This is a genomic window from Paenibacillus sp. J22P218 (genome assembly GCF_056269195.1).
This window is the reverse complement of record NZ_JBWDNL010000001.1, coordinates 163,480-179,254: the sequence shown is the minus strand read 5'-3', so window position 1 is coordinate 179,254 and position 15,775 is coordinate 163,480. Positions and strand designations below refer to the sequence as shown.

The 15,775-nt window shown below is 49.6% G+C and carries 16 protein-coding genes and 1 other annotated feature; of the genes, 2 read left to right on the top strand and 14 right to left on the bottom strand.

Going from position 1 to position 15,775, the window contains the following annotated elements; genetic code table 11:
* Window positions 1-161 precede the first annotated feature (161 nt).
* The 9 genes from AC0YN0_RS00895 to ilvB all read right to left on the bottom strand — a co-directional run bounded on the left by AC0YN0_RS00895 (window position 162) and on the right by ilvB (window position 10,191).
* On the bottom strand, window positions 162-1,526 hold the full coding sequence (locus tag AC0YN0_RS00895) for an anti-sigma factor domain-containing protein (RefSeq protein ID WP_475819592.1): 1,365 nt from the start codon (window positions 1,524-1,526) through the stop codon (window positions 162-164).
* The gene (sigI, locus tag AC0YN0_RS00890) at window positions 1,523-2,347 is read right to left on the bottom strand and encodes an RNA polymerase sigma factor SigI (protein WP_475819591.1); all 825 of its coding nucleotides are present in this window, start codon (window positions 2,345-2,347) and stop codon (window positions 1,523-1,525) included. Before sigI ends, AC0YN0_RS00895 begins: the two co-directional genes overlap by 4 nt.
* Window positions 2,348-2,468: 121 nt before the next feature.
* Window positions 2,469-2,885, bottom strand: coding sequence for a hypothetical protein (locus AC0YN0_RS00885; protein WP_442048007.1), 417 nt, complete (start codon window positions 2,883-2,885; stop codon window positions 2,469-2,471).
* Window positions 2,886-3,081: 196 nt separating this feature from the next.
* The gene (locus AC0YN0_RS00880) at window positions 3,082-3,630 is read right to left on the bottom strand and encodes a peroxiredoxin (RefSeq protein ID WP_337099793.1); all 549 of its coding nucleotides are present in this window, start codon (window positions 3,628-3,630) and stop codon (window positions 3,082-3,084) included.
* Between the two features lie 144 nt (window positions 3,631-3,774).
* A complete protein-coding gene (gene leuB, locus AC0YN0_RS00875) occupies window positions 3,775-4,854 on the bottom strand; it encodes a 3-isopropylmalate dehydrogenase (protein WP_442048008.1) in 1,080 nt (359 codons plus the stop codon).
* Between the two features lie 310 nt (window positions 4,855-5,164).
* Window positions 5,165-6,709, bottom strand: a complete 1,545-nt coding sequence (locus AC0YN0_RS00870; protein WP_475819590.1) for a 2-isopropylmalate synthase — start codon at window positions 6,707-6,709, stop codon at window positions 5,165-5,167.
* A 127-nt stretch (window positions 6,710-6,836) separates the two neighbouring features.
* Window positions 6,837-7,829, bottom strand: coding sequence for a ketol-acid reductoisomerase (gene ilvC, locus AC0YN0_RS00865; protein WP_337099799.1), 993 nt, complete (start codon window positions 7,827-7,829; stop codon window positions 6,837-6,839).
* A gap of 134 nt (window positions 7,830-7,963) precedes the next feature.
* Complete coding sequence (ilvN, locus tag AC0YN0_RS00860) at window positions 7,964-8,449, bottom strand: acetolactate synthase small subunit (RefSeq protein ID WP_337099800.1); 486 nt, start codon at window positions 8,447-8,449, stop codon at window positions 7,964-7,966.
* On the bottom strand, window positions 8,446-10,191 hold the full coding sequence (gene ilvB / locus AC0YN0_RS00855) for a biosynthetic-type acetolactate synthase large subunit (protein WP_475819589.1): 1,746 nt from the start codon (window positions 10,189-10,191) through the stop codon (window positions 8,446-8,448). Before ilvB ends, ilvN begins: the two co-directional genes overlap by 4 nt.
* Before the next feature lie 683 nt (window positions 10,192-10,874).
* Between ilvB and AC0YN0_RS00850 the strand changes: the two genes are divergently transcribed.
* A complete protein-coding gene (locus AC0YN0_RS00850; RefSeq protein ID WP_475819588.1) occupies window positions 10,875-11,327 on the top strand; it encodes a GNAT family N-acetyltransferase in 453 nt (150 codons plus the stop codon).
* A gap of 14 nt (window positions 11,328-11,341) precedes the next feature.
* On the opposite strand, the gene AC0YN0_RS00845 is transcribed toward AC0YN0_RS00850, so the two are convergent.
* The 5 genes from AC0YN0_RS00845 to AC0YN0_RS00825 all read right to left on the bottom strand — a co-directional run bounded on the left by AC0YN0_RS00845 (window position 11,342) and on the right by AC0YN0_RS00825 (window position 14,593).
* Entirely contained in the window at window positions 11,342-11,752 is a 411-nt protein-coding gene (locus AC0YN0_RS00845; protein ID WP_475819587.1) for a hypothetical protein, read from the bottom strand.
* A gap of 166 nt (window positions 11,753-11,918) precedes the next feature.
* Window positions 11,919-12,278: a 50S ribosomal protein L20 gene (rplT, locus tag AC0YN0_RS00840; protein WP_337099804.1), complete on the bottom strand. Its 360-nt coding sequence runs from the start codon at window positions 12,276-12,278 to the stop codon at window positions 11,919-11,921.
* 46 nt (window positions 12,279-12,324) lie between these two features.
* Complete coding sequence (gene rpmI, locus AC0YN0_RS00835; RefSeq protein ID WP_087570780.1) at window positions 12,325-12,525, bottom strand: 50S ribosomal protein L35; 201 nt, start codon at window positions 12,523-12,525, stop codon at window positions 12,325-12,327.
* A gap of 51 nt (window positions 12,526-12,576) precedes the next feature.
* Complete coding sequence (gene infC / locus AC0YN0_RS00830; RefSeq protein WP_442048014.1) at window positions 12,577-13,170, bottom strand: translation initiation factor IF-3; 594 nt, start codon at window positions 13,168-13,170, stop codon at window positions 12,577-12,579.
* Window positions 13,130-13,285: a sequence feature (ribosomal protein L20 leader region), on the bottom strand. (Overlaps the previous gene by 41 nt.)
* 69 nt (window positions 13,286-13,354) lie before the next feature.
* Window positions 13,355-14,593 carry a glycosyltransferase family 2 protein gene (locus tag AC0YN0_RS00825; protein ID WP_475819586.1) on the bottom strand — a complete coding sequence of 413 codons (1,239 nt, stop codon included), beginning with the start codon at window positions 14,591-14,593 and terminating at the stop codon, window positions 13,355-13,357.
* Between the two features lie 608 nt (window positions 14,594-15,201).
* Between AC0YN0_RS00825 and AC0YN0_RS00820 the strand changes: the two genes are divergently transcribed.
* A complete protein-coding gene (locus tag AC0YN0_RS00820) occupies window positions 15,202-15,774 on the top strand; it encodes a phosphatase PAP2 family protein (RefSeq protein ID WP_475819585.1) in 573 nt (190 codons plus the stop codon).
* Window position 15,775: the final 1 nt, after the last annotated feature.

The window sequence follows — 15,775 nt, the reverse complement described above, 5'->3', positions numbered from 1 at the left end:
TCCTCCCCGGCTACGACTACAGACCATGGTTATGACATACACTAATCATAGGATTACTTTACAATCGCTGTCAATCAGAAATACTGTCGAAAATTGTTATTTAAATGAGTCTAGAGACACGCTTCTTCTAAAAATGCAGCCAAAATAGTGATAACCGTCGCCTAATGTCGCCGGTCCCCGTTGTTATCTCTACCGCTTTGCGATCCGCCGCCACGACTATTGTCACGTTCGTCGTTTCTGTCTTGTCCGCCTCGGTTGCGATCATTATTATCCCGATCATTGGAACGATCATCATTGCGGTCATCGTCCCAATCGTTGTCCCAATCCACATTGTCGTTATTACCGCGACCGCTGGACTGTCCCCTGTCATAATCATCATCATCATTATTATCGTCTCTGCTGCCGCGATTATCGCCCTTGTTATCGTCTTTGTCTCCCCAACCCTTATCGCCGCGATGTTTACCATCGTTTTTGCCGGAAGAAAATTTATCGGTTGAAGTCGGCTTCTTGCCGTTATTAGGTGTAGCCGTTGGTTTCCTGCCCCCATTGCCTTGACTACCCTGATTCTTATCATCCTTATTCGTTACAGCTGGCTTGCTTGTGCCATTCGGCTTAGCGGTCTTTGCAGGCTTAGGGGTTGAGGCAGGCTTCTGACTGTTTTTCTCGTCGTCATTCTTCTTGCTTTTCTCCGCCTTCTCGCGATCAACAAGTTCCTTCAGCTTGCTTTTACTCGTATCCGGGGCGTTTTCGACGATTGTTTTCACGCCGCCAATCGATGCAGTCACGCTATCAATCGATTGTTCCTTCAACTGCTCCAGTTCGATTTGGTAACCTTCGTCCTTCGCCATCAAGTAGACGGCCATTTTGCCGGAAGATACGCCGTTGGCTGCTGCCTCATCGCGAAGCTCCGACGGTATGGCAAGCGTCGTAATGTTAGCCGTAATCGATTCAGCCGCAAGCTCGGTCAATCGCTCTATTAACGTATCGCTAATTTTGCCTGACAGCAGTTGATCATAATCGTTGCCGCCATCTTGCCCGCCCTTCATCACCATGCTTGTGATGACAATGTCCTTATCTGCCACATCTAGATAGTGCGATTCTTTTGCTTTCTCGAACAAGCTTGCCGCAACAAGTTCAACTGCAACACCTTTATACGTAAGACCGCTTATGATTTTCTTTCCGTCCTCATTCAGCGCGTGCAACGACCGAACGCGATCATGGCTGTCGACGCCGATCTCAATGCTTGGGTTAATGTCCATACTGACGTAAGCGACAATTGGATTAGCGTCCTTCACCATCATGAAGAACAGCGGCAAAAATAAAATGAGTGCAATGGCTGCTGCACCCGAATAGCCATACACGGATCTCAGTCTGGGTCTGCGTCTGGCTTCCGAATATTCTTGTTCGAAAATAATTTCCTCGCCTATTTGCGGCGTTCCTTGAATAGGGGCTCGCAAAAATCCGCCATCCGCCGTCATAACAACAGCATATTTATCAGTCATGCTCATGACGATTCCGCGCTTCATTGGCTAGCCTCCTGATTCATAGAATGGGGTTCAATCGGTATGTTTAAGTAATCATGCATGAAAGGATATGTACCCGAGATCACAAGCGCGATTGCGATAATATACTTCCGATTGCGCTCAACCGTTTTACGCGATACACCGCATAGCTCGGTGAGTTCTTTAACCGGCAGTCTGCCCGCCTGCTTGAACGTCTGCAGCAATTCAGGGTCGAACGCCAGTGTCTGCGCAATGCCGATCAGCAGCTTGCGCGAATCGGAATGCTTAGGCGATTGCTCAACCAGCTCCATGAACGTTATGCCGTAGCTCTCAAGCTCGGTATTCAGATCACCGATCTCCAATCGCCGCTCGTTCTCCGTCTGTCTTAAGTCATATTGATGAAGCGCCTGCTTCGTCTCCACCGAGTTGTATACCGGTTGATCCTCTTCCTCCGTGTCGAACATGCTGTACGGAACAACCTGCGAATGGCGCTGTTCTTTTCGGACATAGTCAATAAGCCGACGCCTAATGACGGTTTCAGCGAATCCGATGAATGATTTTCCCGCATTGCTGTCGAACTGGTTAATGGATTCATTAAAGGCCAGCAGCGCTATGCTATATTCATCATCGCGGTTCGGATCGATGTACCGTTTGCTAAATCGACTTGTTACTTTCAAAATATAAGGTTTGTAGTCTGAAATGAACTGCTCTCGGAGCATTTCATCGCCCAGACGGATTCTGGCAACCCATTGTTCGGGAGCGAGCTTCTGCTCGGTCTCCTGCGTTTTTGCGGAAGCGGACTTTCGCAAAAACCGTTTGAACAATACAAGTAACAACCGCTCCACCTCACTACTAGTATGATTCGAATGTGTTCCTTCTTTTTCGGGGGGTGACGATTTTAATTTTTTTAATCTTTTAAAAAAAATAAGCCTCCCGCAGGAGGCAGTCGCTTTATACTCGTCGCAGCTACACCGAGGTGCGCCTCTGACGCAATTTGTTGCGGCGGCTATTAAGCATCATAAGCCGCTTCTTAAGCTGTAGCTCCCACTCTGTATCCTCAATCTGCTTAGCGAAGCTGAGCAGATCAAGCGCCATATCGATCTGACTATGCACAACATCCATTGGATCCTCGTTCTCGTTATTAACGCAGTTCTCGAACAGCAGCTTGCCGTCTTGCTCCACATATTCTTGAAAGTCCACCTCGGCGGCATCGTCGCCATGAGCATACTCAGCCAAAATGTCATACTCGTCTTGTGCCAAATAGTGAATATCGACGCGATGGCATACTGGACAAAACGTAATTGGCACATTGTGAATTTGTGTTCGATAATGCTTCAGCGTACCCTTCGTTCCAATCATACTCGCTCCACAGCAAAAACTCATAGCGATACCCCTCCTTAGACGTTGCATCATTACAATTCACGCTGGCTGCTCATTATACCCTACATTATTCGCTAATAATCTCTGAAATTCCTGCTTGAAATAAATGACATCTCGTTTATGGTACTTAAACATCCCGCTCTAACAATAACAAAACCCGTACCAGAAGGTACGGGTTCCATATGAACGAAATCGATTATTATTTCGCTACCAGGTGAGATTGGCCTGGTTTCCAGTTGATTGGGCAAAGTCCGCCGGATTGCAAAGCTTGCAATACGCGAAGCGTTTCTTCAACGCTGCGGCCTACGTCGTTGTGGTTAACAACTTGGTATTTTACTTCGCCTTCCGGATCGATGATGAACAAACCGCGAAGCGCGATTCCTTCTTCTTCGATCAATACGCCGTAGTCGCGTGCAACGTTCTTCGTAATGTCAGCAGCGAGCGGGAAGCTCAGTTGACCTAGACCGTTATCGTTAACTGGCGTGTTGATCCACGCGCGGTGGCTGTGCTTGCTATCTACGCTGACACCAAGAATTTCAGTGTTCAAGTTATTGAATTGTTCTGCAGCCAAGCTCAAAGCGGTAATTTCAGTCGGGCATACGAAAGTGAAATCGAGCGGGTAGAAGAACAATACCAACCATTTACCTTTGTAATCCGAAAGCGACGCCGTACCAAAATCTTGTCCGTTACCAGTTGCCGTTTCCATTGTGAAATCTGGAGCCGGGCGACCTACCAAACGTTCTGCCATAATCGAAAAACCTCCTTGGACCTATCCATAGATTATTATTTGTGCCGATTTATTTGCGCAACTTACTTGTTACATACTATCACTAGAATGTAATGAAGTCAATATTATAATTAATTCTTTTTGATAATTATTTTAAACTGAAAATTATTTTTTCATCGCAGCTACGATCAGATCGCCCATAGCTGTTGTGCCGATTGCTGTGCTCTTATCAACTGCGATATCACCAGTACGGTGGCCAGCATCCAATACTTCCTTCACCGCGTTCTCGATCGATGCCGCAGCCTCGTGATAGCCGAACGTGAGTCTGAACATAAGCGCAACAGACAGAATCGTAGCGATTGGATTGGAGATGCCTTGTCCCGCAATGTCAGGCGCAGAGCCGTGTACCGGCTCGTACAATCCGAAGCTGCCTTCGCCAAGGGAAGCAGACGACAACATGCCGATCGAACCCGTCAGCATTGCCGCTTCGTCGCTAAGAATATCGCCGAACATATTTTCCGTTACGATAACGTCGAAGCTCGATGGACGGCGAAGCAATTGCATAGCGCAGTTGTCAACGAGTACATGCTCAAGCTCAACTTCTGGATATTCAGGAGCGATCCGGTTAACGACTTCGCGCCACAGGCGGGATGTCTCAAGAACGTTCGCTTTGTCAACGGAAGCAAGACGTTTGCTGCGAGTCATAGCGATGTCGAACGCCTGGCGTACGATGCGCTCAACTTCTTGTACATTATATACGCAAGTATCGACAGCTTCTTCGCCGTTCGCGCCTTCGCGGCGGAACTTCTCGCCGAAGTAGATGCCGCCTGTCAGTTCACGCACAACGATCAGGTCCGTGCCTTCAAGAACTTCCGGCTTCAGCGTGGAAGCTTCTTTCAAGCAGTCGAATACGGTTGCTGGACGAATGTTGGAGAATAGGCCAAGCGCTTTGCGAATGCCGAGCAGACCTGTCTCAGGACGAAGCTCCTTCGAGTTGTTGTCCCATTTCGGACCGCCAACAGCGCCGAGCAATACAGCGTCCGCGCCTTTGCACAGGTCAAGCGTTTCCTGCGGAAGCGGCGTACCTTTCTCGTCGATTGCGATACCGCCGAACAAGCCGTTCTCCGTCTCGAATTGGTAACCGAACAGTTCTTCTGATTTCTTAAGTACTTTAAGCGCCTCGCCTACAACTTCAGGTCCAATACCGTCGCCGGCAATGACCGCGATCTTTTTCACTTCTGCCATGATTGATTGTACACTCCTCTATTATCTCATTCTCAGTCTATTATCATTTGTACCATAAAACTGCCTTGATTACAAAGATATAAAATCTATTTAGTTTATAGTTTGCGGCTATAAGCCCAATTATCAAGGTGAAACGGCTTACGCCGTCCTTTGGCTGCGTGGCACGTTTCATTCCGGAGAAATATAAGCCAGGTTATAAGCAGAAAACTTATAAATTCTAATATATCGAGAAAGAGGACAGCCGCCAAAGGTAATCCTTTGACTGCTGTCCTCTTGTTCAGCGGTCATCCCGCCTGCTTGCTCAGTTGTCTTAGATCAGGCTCATCTTATCGCGGCGACTCGGCGACTTGCGCTTGTCGATCAAGCGGTTCACCGCATCGATGTAAGCGCGAGCGCTTGCTTCTAGAATGTCGGTGCTTAGGCCGCGGCCTTGAGCGGTCACTTCATCCTGCTTGAGCACGACATGAACCTCGCCAAGCGCGTCCTTGCCTTGCGATACAGACTTAATGGAGTAGTCCTCCAGCTCGACTGTCTCGCCAGTTACTTTATCAATCGCGTTATAGATCGCATCCACGGAGCCGTTGCCGACTGCCGCTTCTTCGACCGCTTCGCCTTCCGCCTTGCGGATGCGAACCGAAGCGCTAGGCGTCGATTGGTTCGTGTAGTTCACTTGGATCGTCTCAAGCGTGAACACTTCCGGCGTATCGACGAGCTTCTCTTCGAGCATCGCGCGAATGTCTTCATCCGTAACGTTCTTCTTGCGGTCAGCCAAGTCCTTGAACTTAGCGAACGCCGCGTTAACCGATTCGTCCTCGAGTTCGTATCCGAGGTCGATCAGCTTCTCGCGGAACGCATGACGTCCGGAGTGCTTGCCGAGGACAAGCTTCGATTCCTTCAAGCCGATCGTATCCGGCGAAATAATCTCGTACGTTGTTTTCTCCTTCAGCATGCCGTCCTGGTGAATGCCGGATTCGTGCGCGAACGCATTCGCACCGACAATCGCCTTATTGCCCGGAATGACCATGCCTGTAAGCTTACTGACTAATCGGCTCGTCTTCGCGATTTCCTTCAAGTTCAGCGTCGTCTGAGCGCCGAAGTAATCCGGACGCGTCGCTAGCGCCATCGCCACTTCTTCAAGCGCCGTATTGCCCGCGCGCTCGCCGATGCCGTTGATAGTGCCTTCGATTTGATCCGCGCCGTTCATGATCGCCGATAGCGCGTTAGCAGTCGCCATGCCAAGATCGTCATGGCAGTGCGCGCTAAGCTGAATCGTCTCGATATTCGGCACGTTCTCCTTAAGCGTCTTGAAGATGTTGCCATACTCAAGCGGATTTAAGTAGCCGACCGTATCGGGAATGTTCACGACCGTAGCTCCAGCCTTGATTGCCATTTCCGTCACTTGGCAGAGGAAATCAAGCTCTGTGCGTCCTGCATCCTCAGGCGAGAATTCTACCTTGCTGAAATATTGCTTCGCGTACCGAATGGCGCGCTCAGCTGTCTCCAGCACCTGCTCCTTCTCCATTCTAAGCTTATGCTTGCGATGGATCGGGCTTGTAGCAAGGAAGACGTGAATGCTTGGATCTTGTGCGCCGATAAGCGCTTCACGCACCGCATCGATATCCTGCTCACGCGAGCGGGATAATCCGATTACGCTTGCGTTCTTCACGGCGCGCGCAACGGCGTTGACGGCTGCCAGGTCGCCTGGCGACGCAGCCGGGAAGCCTGCTTCGATTCGATCGACGCCCAGCTTCTCGAGCTGCAGCGCTATCTCGACCTTCTCCTTCGTATTCAGGTTGACGCCGGGGGATTGTTCCCCGTCACGAAGCGTTGTATCGAAAATATAAATTTTCCGCATATGGCTCTAGTACCTCCGTGAACAGAATTATCCCGGTACACGCGGGGGCGCACGCGAATCGTCAGACGATTGCCGCATGCGCTCAGGCGTACCGGGATCATATCATTTTGCGTATAGACGCAGTTTATTACTTCTTGATCCAGTGCATAAGTTCACGAAGCTGTTTGCCTGTTTGCTCGATAGGGTGAGCAGCTTCGTTACGGCGTGTAGCTGTAAGCATTGCACGGTTCGATTGGTTCTCCAAGATGAAGTCGCGTGCGAAACGTCCGGATTGGATGTCTTCAAGAACGCGTTTCATTTCTTTTTTCGTTTCTTCTGTAACGATACGAGGACCAGTTACATAGTCGCCGTACTCAGCTGTGTTGGAGATGGAATCGCGCATTGTTGCAAGTCCGCCTTCATACATCAAGTCAACGATTAGCTTAAGCTCGTGCAAGCACTCGAAGTAAGCCATCTCTGGAGCGTATCCAGCTTCAACAAGCGTCTCGAAGCCAGCTTTAACAAGCGCGGAAGCGCCGCCGCAAAGTACGGCTTGCTCGCCGAACAAATCTGTTTCTGTCTCTTCTTTGAAAGAAGTTTCGATAACCCCTGCGCGAGTACAGCCGATACCTTTAGCATATGCAAGGCCGATAGCTTTAGCATTGCCGGTAGCGTCTTGTTGGATCGCGATCAGACCAGGAACGCCGAAGCCTTCTTGGTACGTACGGCGAACCATGTGGCCCGGCGACTTAGGAGCAACCAGGAATACGTCTGTATCTTGGCTAGGCACGATTTGGCCGTAGTGGATGTTGAAGCCGTGGGAGAACATAAGAGCCGCGCCTTTTTTGAGGTTTGGTTCGATTTCTTCCGCGTATACTTTCGCTTGTGTTTCGTCAGGAAGCAAGATTTGAACAACGTCAGCGATTTTAGTTGCTTCTGCAACTGTCAATACTTCGAAGCCGTCTTTCTTAGCTACGTCTGCGGATTTACCTGGACGAAGACCGATAACTACTTTCAGACCGCTGTCGCGAAGGTTTTGCGCTTGCGCGTGGCCTTGGCTGCCGTAACCGATTACTGCAATTGTTTTACCTTGAAGAACGCCTTGATCAGCGTCTTTTTCATAATACATTGTAACTGCCATGATAATAATTGCCTCCTTTAATTTAACCCTTTTGAACGGGTGTTTAAGCAGAGAATGGCGAATAGAAGCGGTTCTCCCCTTAAACTCCCGTTCAAATAGGGATGTTGAACAAGTTAGACGTTGAACAAATGCGGTTACTTTGAATTGCCGCGGTTAAGTGCCGTTACCCCAGTGCGGGACAACTCGCGAATGCCATATGGCTTAAGAAGCTCGACCATCGCGTCGATCTTCTCAGTGTCGCCGACAACTTGCACGATCAACGAGTGCGTGCCGATGTCGACAACGGCTGCGCGGAACGTATCGACAACGCCGAGAATTTCCGGTCTTACCGACGGCTCAGCGGCTACCTTGATGAGCGCAAGCTCTCGGGCAACCATTGGGTTCGAGCTAAGATCGATAACTTTGATGACATCGATCAGCTTGTACAGCTGTTTGATGATTTGCTCGAGCGTATGATCATCGCCTGTAGTGACGATGACCATGCGCGACAAGCCTACTTCCTCGCTCGTGCCAACCGTAATGCTCTCAATATTGAAGCCGCGGCGTCCGAACAAGCCGGATACGCGCTGCAGAACGCCGGGCTGATCGTTAACGATTACTGCAATCGTATGCTTCTTCATTCCGAATCCCCCATGATCATTTGGTCGATAGAGCTGCCTTGCGCGACCATCGGATACACATTCTCATCTCTGCGAACGACGAATTCCACGACAGCCGGACCAGGATGATTAAGCGCCTCTTCCCAAACCGCTCTAGCATCCTCTTTGTTCGAAGCACGGAAACCTTTTACGCCATACGCTTCGGCAAGCTTAACGAAATCAGGGCTGCCTGCGAGATCGATATGGCTGAAGCGGTTCTCGTGAATAAGCTCTTGCCATTGACGTACCATTCCGAGTACTTGGTTGTTAATAATAACTACCTTAACAGGAATGTTGTTGATTGCGCAAATCGCGAGTTCCTGAGCGCACATCTGCATGCCGCCGTCTCCGTTAATCGATACGACTGTACGATCCGGGTTCGCCATTTGAGCGCCGATCGCCGATGGGAAACCGAAGCCCATCGTGCCAAGGCCACCCGACGTTACCCAAGAACGCGGCTTGTTGAATTTATAATATTGAGCCGCCCACATCTGATGCTGACCTACGTCCGTCGTTACGATTGCATCGCCGTTCGTTGTTTCGTGGATTAACTCCACGACCCATTGCGGCTTAAGCTCGTCTTCGGAATCAATGTAGCGGAACGGATGTGCAGCCTTCGACTTCTGAATGTCCGCGCGCCATACGTCTGCTTTGTCCGCACGCTTCACAATCTTGTTCGCAAGGCCTAGAACGGTTTTCACGTCGCCGACGATTGGAATATCTGTCGGTACGTTCTTGCCGATCTCAGCCGGATCGATATCGATATGAACGATCTTTGCTTTCGGAGCGAAGCCGGAAAGCTTGCCCGTTACGCGGTCATCGAACCGTGCGCCGATATTAATGAGCAAGTCTGCGTTCTGAATCGACATATTAGCGGTATACGTGCCGTGCATGCCCGGCATGCCAAGCCATAGATCGTTGCCGCTTGGATATCCGCCAAGACCTAGAAGCGTCGTAGTGATCGGAATATCCGTCTTCGTCACGAACTCGAGAAGCTCCTCGTGAGCGCCGGAGTAAACAACGCCGCCGCCGGCAAGGATGAGCGGACGAGTCGATTCTTCAATCGCCTTCACCAGCTTATCAAGCTGCAGCTTGTTCGGGTTTACCGTCGGATTGTAGCCGCGGATGCTTACTTCCGTTACCGGCTTGAACAGCGTCTTCGCTGCGGATACGTCCTTCGGAATATCGATAAGCACAGGGCCTTTGCGGCCGGTGTTCGCAATATGGAACGCCTCGTGAATCGTACGCGGCAAGTCCTCTACATTGCGTACCAGATAGCTATGCTTCGTAATCGGCATCGTAATGCCCGTAATATCAGCCTCTTGGAACGCGTCCGATCCGATTAGGGAAGAGATAACATTACCCGTAATTACAACGAGCGGCACGGAGTCCATGTAAGCCGTCGCGATACCTGTTACTAGGTTAGTAGCGCCTGGTCCCGACGTTGCGATACATACGCCGACCTTGCCGCTTGCGCGTGCATAGCCGTCAGCTGCATGAATCGCGCCTTGCTCATGGCGAGTCAATAAGTGGTTGAAGTCTGGGTTGCCATGCATGGCGTCATAGATATACAATACAGCGCCGCCTGGATAACCGAACACGCAATCTACACCTTCAAGCAACAGACTGCGGAGCAATATTTCCGATCCCGATATGACCTCGGGCTTCGAGAGTTTTTCCATCAATTCTTCTTTAGACTTCTGTAAAGCGTCTTGCGTTACCATCAGTCATCCTCCTCTCAAGCGTAAACGGCTGGCGCCGTCCTCTGGCGGCAAAAGCTTACGTTTCGCGGTGAAATATAGATGTCCGCATAGGCATGAAGCTTATGCTTAGCTATACTTCAAATAAACAAAAAAACCTTCCGTTCCTCACGCTTCATAATCGAAGCAACGAGGGACGAAAGGTTGATCTTCCGTGGTACCACCCAAATTCGTTATACATATTCCAATGTATAACCTCCATAGGTAAGAACGATGTGCACATTGTCGTTCATACCTTTGGCACTTTAACGCTTGCCTTGCGATTTCCCCTAATGCGCATCGATTGATGCTTTTCAGGGAAACAGCTCCGAGGTGAGCTCGTAGAAAAGGGATTTTGGCGACGGTTGCAGCTGATCCGTCTGCTCTCTGTTCAAAAGAGCCCTTAGCACTTCGTCCTCATCATTGCCGATAATATATTTACCACTGAAGCCGTAAGCCAATGTGGTAGATAAGACTTTCTTTATTATATGCCGAGATATTCGGTTCGTCAAGCGTAAACGGCAAGCGCCCATAAACGGTTCTTTACTCATTTGTATTCGGCGCATTTCTCCGACCCGGTACATATAGTATTGTAGCCTCGCGACGGCAAAACCATGCAGCGGCCGTACATATGCAACACAGAGGCCGTGCAGATAGGAATGAATGTCATGATCAGATTGCGTAATTCGAGAACCGACGATGCCGAGCTCATTCGTCTTATTCGCACCGAGCTGCTTCCGCTCTCTCATACTGCACGCCCATTGGACGCACAAATCGTGCGAGAACTGCCCAAACGGTTCCGCAGCGGAATGACATATGTCGCCTCATTATCCAAGAACAGCCCGCCGGTTGGTTTCGTCCATTGCGAGATTATGGGCGAGTTTCTCTATGTAGATATGCTCGTGACCCATCCCGATCATCAGAATCGCAGGTGGGGAAAGCGTTTAATGGCGCAAGGCGAGGCCTACGGCCAAGCGCACCATTGCAAAGCTGCCCGGTTATTCGTGGATTCGGTTAATGAGAAAGCTGGACATTTCTATGTCAAGCTCGGTTATTCCGTCGTCCAATATCACCAGGCCCTTCGCTGCTATGAGCTTATCAAACCGCTAACCTCGCCTTGATCGCCTAATTTCCTTTAGAAGCCGCTATAGTAGCCATCGCCTTGGTAGCCATTGCCGTTGCTGTATCCGTTATATCCGTCGCCGTAGCCGCCTCCGTAACCGCCACCGCCATAGCCTCCACCGTAACCGCCGCCGCCGTAACCGCCGCCGTAGCCGCCTCCGCATTTGTTGTAACAGTTACCGGCTTTAGCGCCGCAGCCGCAACTGCAAAGGGCGCCGACCGCAAGCACGCCTAGCAAAAGCAGCGGGAGGAAAAAAAAGCTAGTCTGCACTTTTTTACCCTTATCCATGCCAAGAGGCTCAAGAATAAGCTTATTGCGATGAATGCGTACAAGCTTCCCTGTAACGACCGAGCCATCCGGACGTACTGCATAGATCGGTTTGCCGATTAGTTTCCGCACTTCCTTCTTGGAAACATTCTGCATGCCAAATCCCTCCTTTCCCGTTGTTCTTCAGTTTATTCAGGGAGGAGGTTCAACGTCTGTTTGTTTGTCCACTGAGTCAACAAATGTGCTAATCATACGCAAAGAGGCTGTCCCCTAAGATCATTCTCATGATCTAAGGAACAGCCTCTTTTATCAAAAATAACGACTAAGCGTTAATTTTTTCTTTAGCGATGCCTGCAAGCGAGTTGAACGAGTTCAAGTCGTTAACAGCCATGTCAGCAAGCATTTTGCGGTTTACTTCTACGCCCGCAAGTTTCAAGCCATGCATGAATTTGTTGTACGAAAGGCCGTTAATGCGTGCAGCAGCGTTAATACGAACGATCCACAGTCTGCGGATGTCACGTTTTTTGTTGCGGCGGTCGCGGTAAGCGTACATTAACGATTTGCCTACTTGCTCCTTCGCTGTTTTAAACAGACGATGTTTCGAACCGAAATAACCTTTTGCGAGCTTTAGAATTCTTTTGCGACGACGAGTGCGGACAAATCCGCCTTTGACTCTTGCCATTTGTGGAAACCTCCTGTAGGTTGAATGAATTTATATAGCAATACGACTATTTCAATTGGGAAAGGCCTTGTTGCAAACGGCGAACGTCGCCTGCAGCCATAAGCGGCTGACCAGCAAGAACGCGTTTTTGACGACCGGATTTGTGGGAAAGCAAGTGGTTACGGTAAGCTTTGTAACGTTTTACTTTACCTGTACCGGTAATTTTGAAGCGGTCCTTCAGACTGCTGTGCGTTTTCATCTTTGGCATGTCAGTTATCCTCCTAAAAAGTTTTCGTTGCTACGGATGATGATCCGAGTGCTAGCTAGTTGTTTTTGGTGCCAAAATCATAATCATGCTCCGGCCTTCAAGCTTAGGAGCACGTTCTACGCTGCATATTTCGGCAACCTCTTTGGAGAGGCGGTCCAATATCCGTTGTCCAATCGCCGCATGCGTGATTTCACGGCCGCGGAATCGAACAGAAGCTTTCACCTTATCGCCTTCGTTCAAGAATTTGACTACGTTACGGAATTTCGTTTGGTAGTCGTTCTCCTCGATGTTGGCGCGGAACCATACTTCTTTGATATCAACGATCTTCTGATTCTTACGGGCTTCCTTCTCTTTCTTCTGCTGCTCGTAACGGAATTTGCCGTAGTCCATGATGCGGCATACTGGCGGCTTTGCCGTCGGAGCGACGTTCACAAGATCAAGACTAAGGTCGATAGCCATTTGAAGCGCTTCGCGAATCGGTTTGATGCCGATTTGTTCGCCTTCCGCGCCGACTAAGCGCACTTCTCTTGCCCGAATCTCATCATTGATTTGATGTTCTCTGCTAATAACGTGCCACCTCCAAAATGGTATATTGCTTGGTGAAGACAATAAAAAAATGCGGGTTCGCTCGAACCCGCATCTCATAACCGTTCATAGTAGCCGCCGTTCGTATGTACGAGGGTCGACCATTCGATTTCGATTATCGCGAACCAGTTAGCTTGAGCCAAAAGGTGAGAAGCGGGTGCTTCTGCTTGTGCGTCATTAAGTTGTTCTGAAATACTACCGTGTTAATATATCATAGTGCGCTAACCGATGTCAACTGTCGTTTCTACAGCTGCTTGCTCTGTACTTCTTCAAGCCGAATTACGCGCGTATGCTCCGTATGACTCCACGTCTTGTTGTTTTGCGTGAAGAAGGCGTGCACGGTAATCGGCCACCACGACAACGTGAAGAGCAGGAACGTCGGAATGCGCAGGTAAAGCTTCCAATCCACCTTCGCCATATACATCGACAGCGGGATTTGCACGAATACGTAAGCCATATACGGAATGCTCAGCCAAATCGGCAGCATGTTGTACACGGAAGTCACGTTGTCTCCGCCGGATAAGAAAATATCGCCCCAGACGATCGCCGCGATGAAAAAGCCGGCCAAATAGTTGTAAGCGTTGAAAACATACAGCGCAGCGTCGATCTTCGTCATGCTGCGTTCCTTGATGCCCTGCCATAGAAGCGGCAGCATATATTTGCGTGTCACGTCAAAGTGTCCTTGCATCCAGCGAAGACGCTGACGGGCGGACGCTTGGAACGTAATCGGCTTCTCGTCATATACCTTCGCTTCGAAGTTGAACTTCGGATAAATACCGCGCTGAATGCAGCGCACCGTAAACTCCAAATCCTCCACGAGGCTTGTCGCTCCCCAGCCCATTTCCTTCAGCAGCTTAGCGTCGAAGCACATGCCCGTGCCGCCGAGAAAATTCGCCAGCTTCAGGTTCGTGCGCGGCAATTGCCACAACCGGTTGCAGAACCAGTAGTTGATCGCATTGGCCGAGCTGATCCAAGAATCGTTCGGGTTTTTTGTATCCAGATAACCTTGGATAACACGCGAACCGTTGCACAAGTCGTTGTTCATATATTGCAGGAAGTCTGTCGCCACCAGGTTATCAGCGTCGAAGATCGCAACGCCGTCATAGCTCTTCGGCATCTTCCACAGTTCTTTCAGCATCCATTCCACAGCAAATCCTTTGCCGCGTTGATTCGGATTCGTACGCTCGCAAGCATATACGCCGTCGTAACTCTTAACTACGTTAACCGTGCCGTCTGTACAATTGTCGCAAATAACGAAAATATCGAACAGCTCGCGCGGGTATTTCATTTTCAGCAAGTTCTCGATCAGAGCCCCAACGACTTGCTCCTCATTGTGCGCCGCAACGAGAAGCGCGAAAGACTTCTGCGGCGGGTGGGATAAATCCTCTTTCTTGCGGTGCCAGCCAAAAAACGTTAGAAACAGCTGATACAATCCTAGTAAAGCAAAAACAATTTGAACCACAAGCATGATTGTGTTGAACATGCGGTACTGCCCCCTTGAGACCCCATTTTTTCTTGCTTCGACCTTCGCTTACGAAGACGGCAAGTTTTTATTATATATTTTCTCTTTGTGTATGGGCGCTTCTCTGCAAGCGCTCCGCCAACCCTTTTTGATTTTCCACACAATTAACAGCTTTGTCAAAAGTAGAATAGGACGCGATTACGCTTAATCTCGTCAGAAAAACGCTTGCATCCCTACGGAATGTGCCCAATCCCCCCTTTTGCGATGGCTACGCCTTATTTTCAACCATTTGCTGACTTTTTAGCACTAACGACCTTACTTACGATAAAAGGTTTGAAAATGTTCCCTATTTCGCGTCCCAGACGTGTGACGAATAGGTGAACGGATGCATGGCTAACGATTTTCTTTTGAAGAAATTGTCGAATAATGCGGATAGTCTGTATCAGCATTTCCATACGATTCGAATTGTAAAACGAATTTTGGTACAAAAAAGGTTTTTATGAAAAATGAAAATTCATTAATAAAGGATTATTAATTCGTTAACGTTCATCGTACAAAAACGTGGTAAGATCGGAATACACTTATGAAGGTTATTTGCTGAGGGCAAATACGGCAGGAGGGAACCACTTATGGAGAGAATGCTCGATTGGTTGCGATCGAATGAGCAGAGAATGCTTTTTTGGGCGAACCGGAGGCCTGCTGATGGAAGAGTGCATTCGTGGCTTGGCAGATGGCTGAACACCGTGACGCATATGGGCGGCGCTACGTTCACCCTAGCAACCGCCTTGCTATATGCGCTAATCGCACCGACACCTTGGAGCACGACCGGCTGGCAATGCCTTGCGGCCGTCATCCTTAGCCACTTGCCGGTAGCTATTGTGAAACGAAAATTCAAGCGGCTAAGACCCTATCAAGCGCTGCAGGATGTCAACACTTGCCATAAGCCGCTGCAGGATTCTTCGTTCCCGTCCGGCCATACGACAGCCATCTTCGCTTGGCTCGTTCCCATATTGCTGACGGCCAGCGCAGGATTGACCATTATCGTGCCTTCCGCCATTATAATCGGCATTTCCGTTGGATGGTCGAGGATGTACCTAGGACTGCATTACCCGTCGGACGTTGCAGCCGGAGCACTGATTGGAACGGCTACCGCGTATGCCGTCAATTACTTTTGGATCGCATCCACCGTTCCAAGCGTGTAGC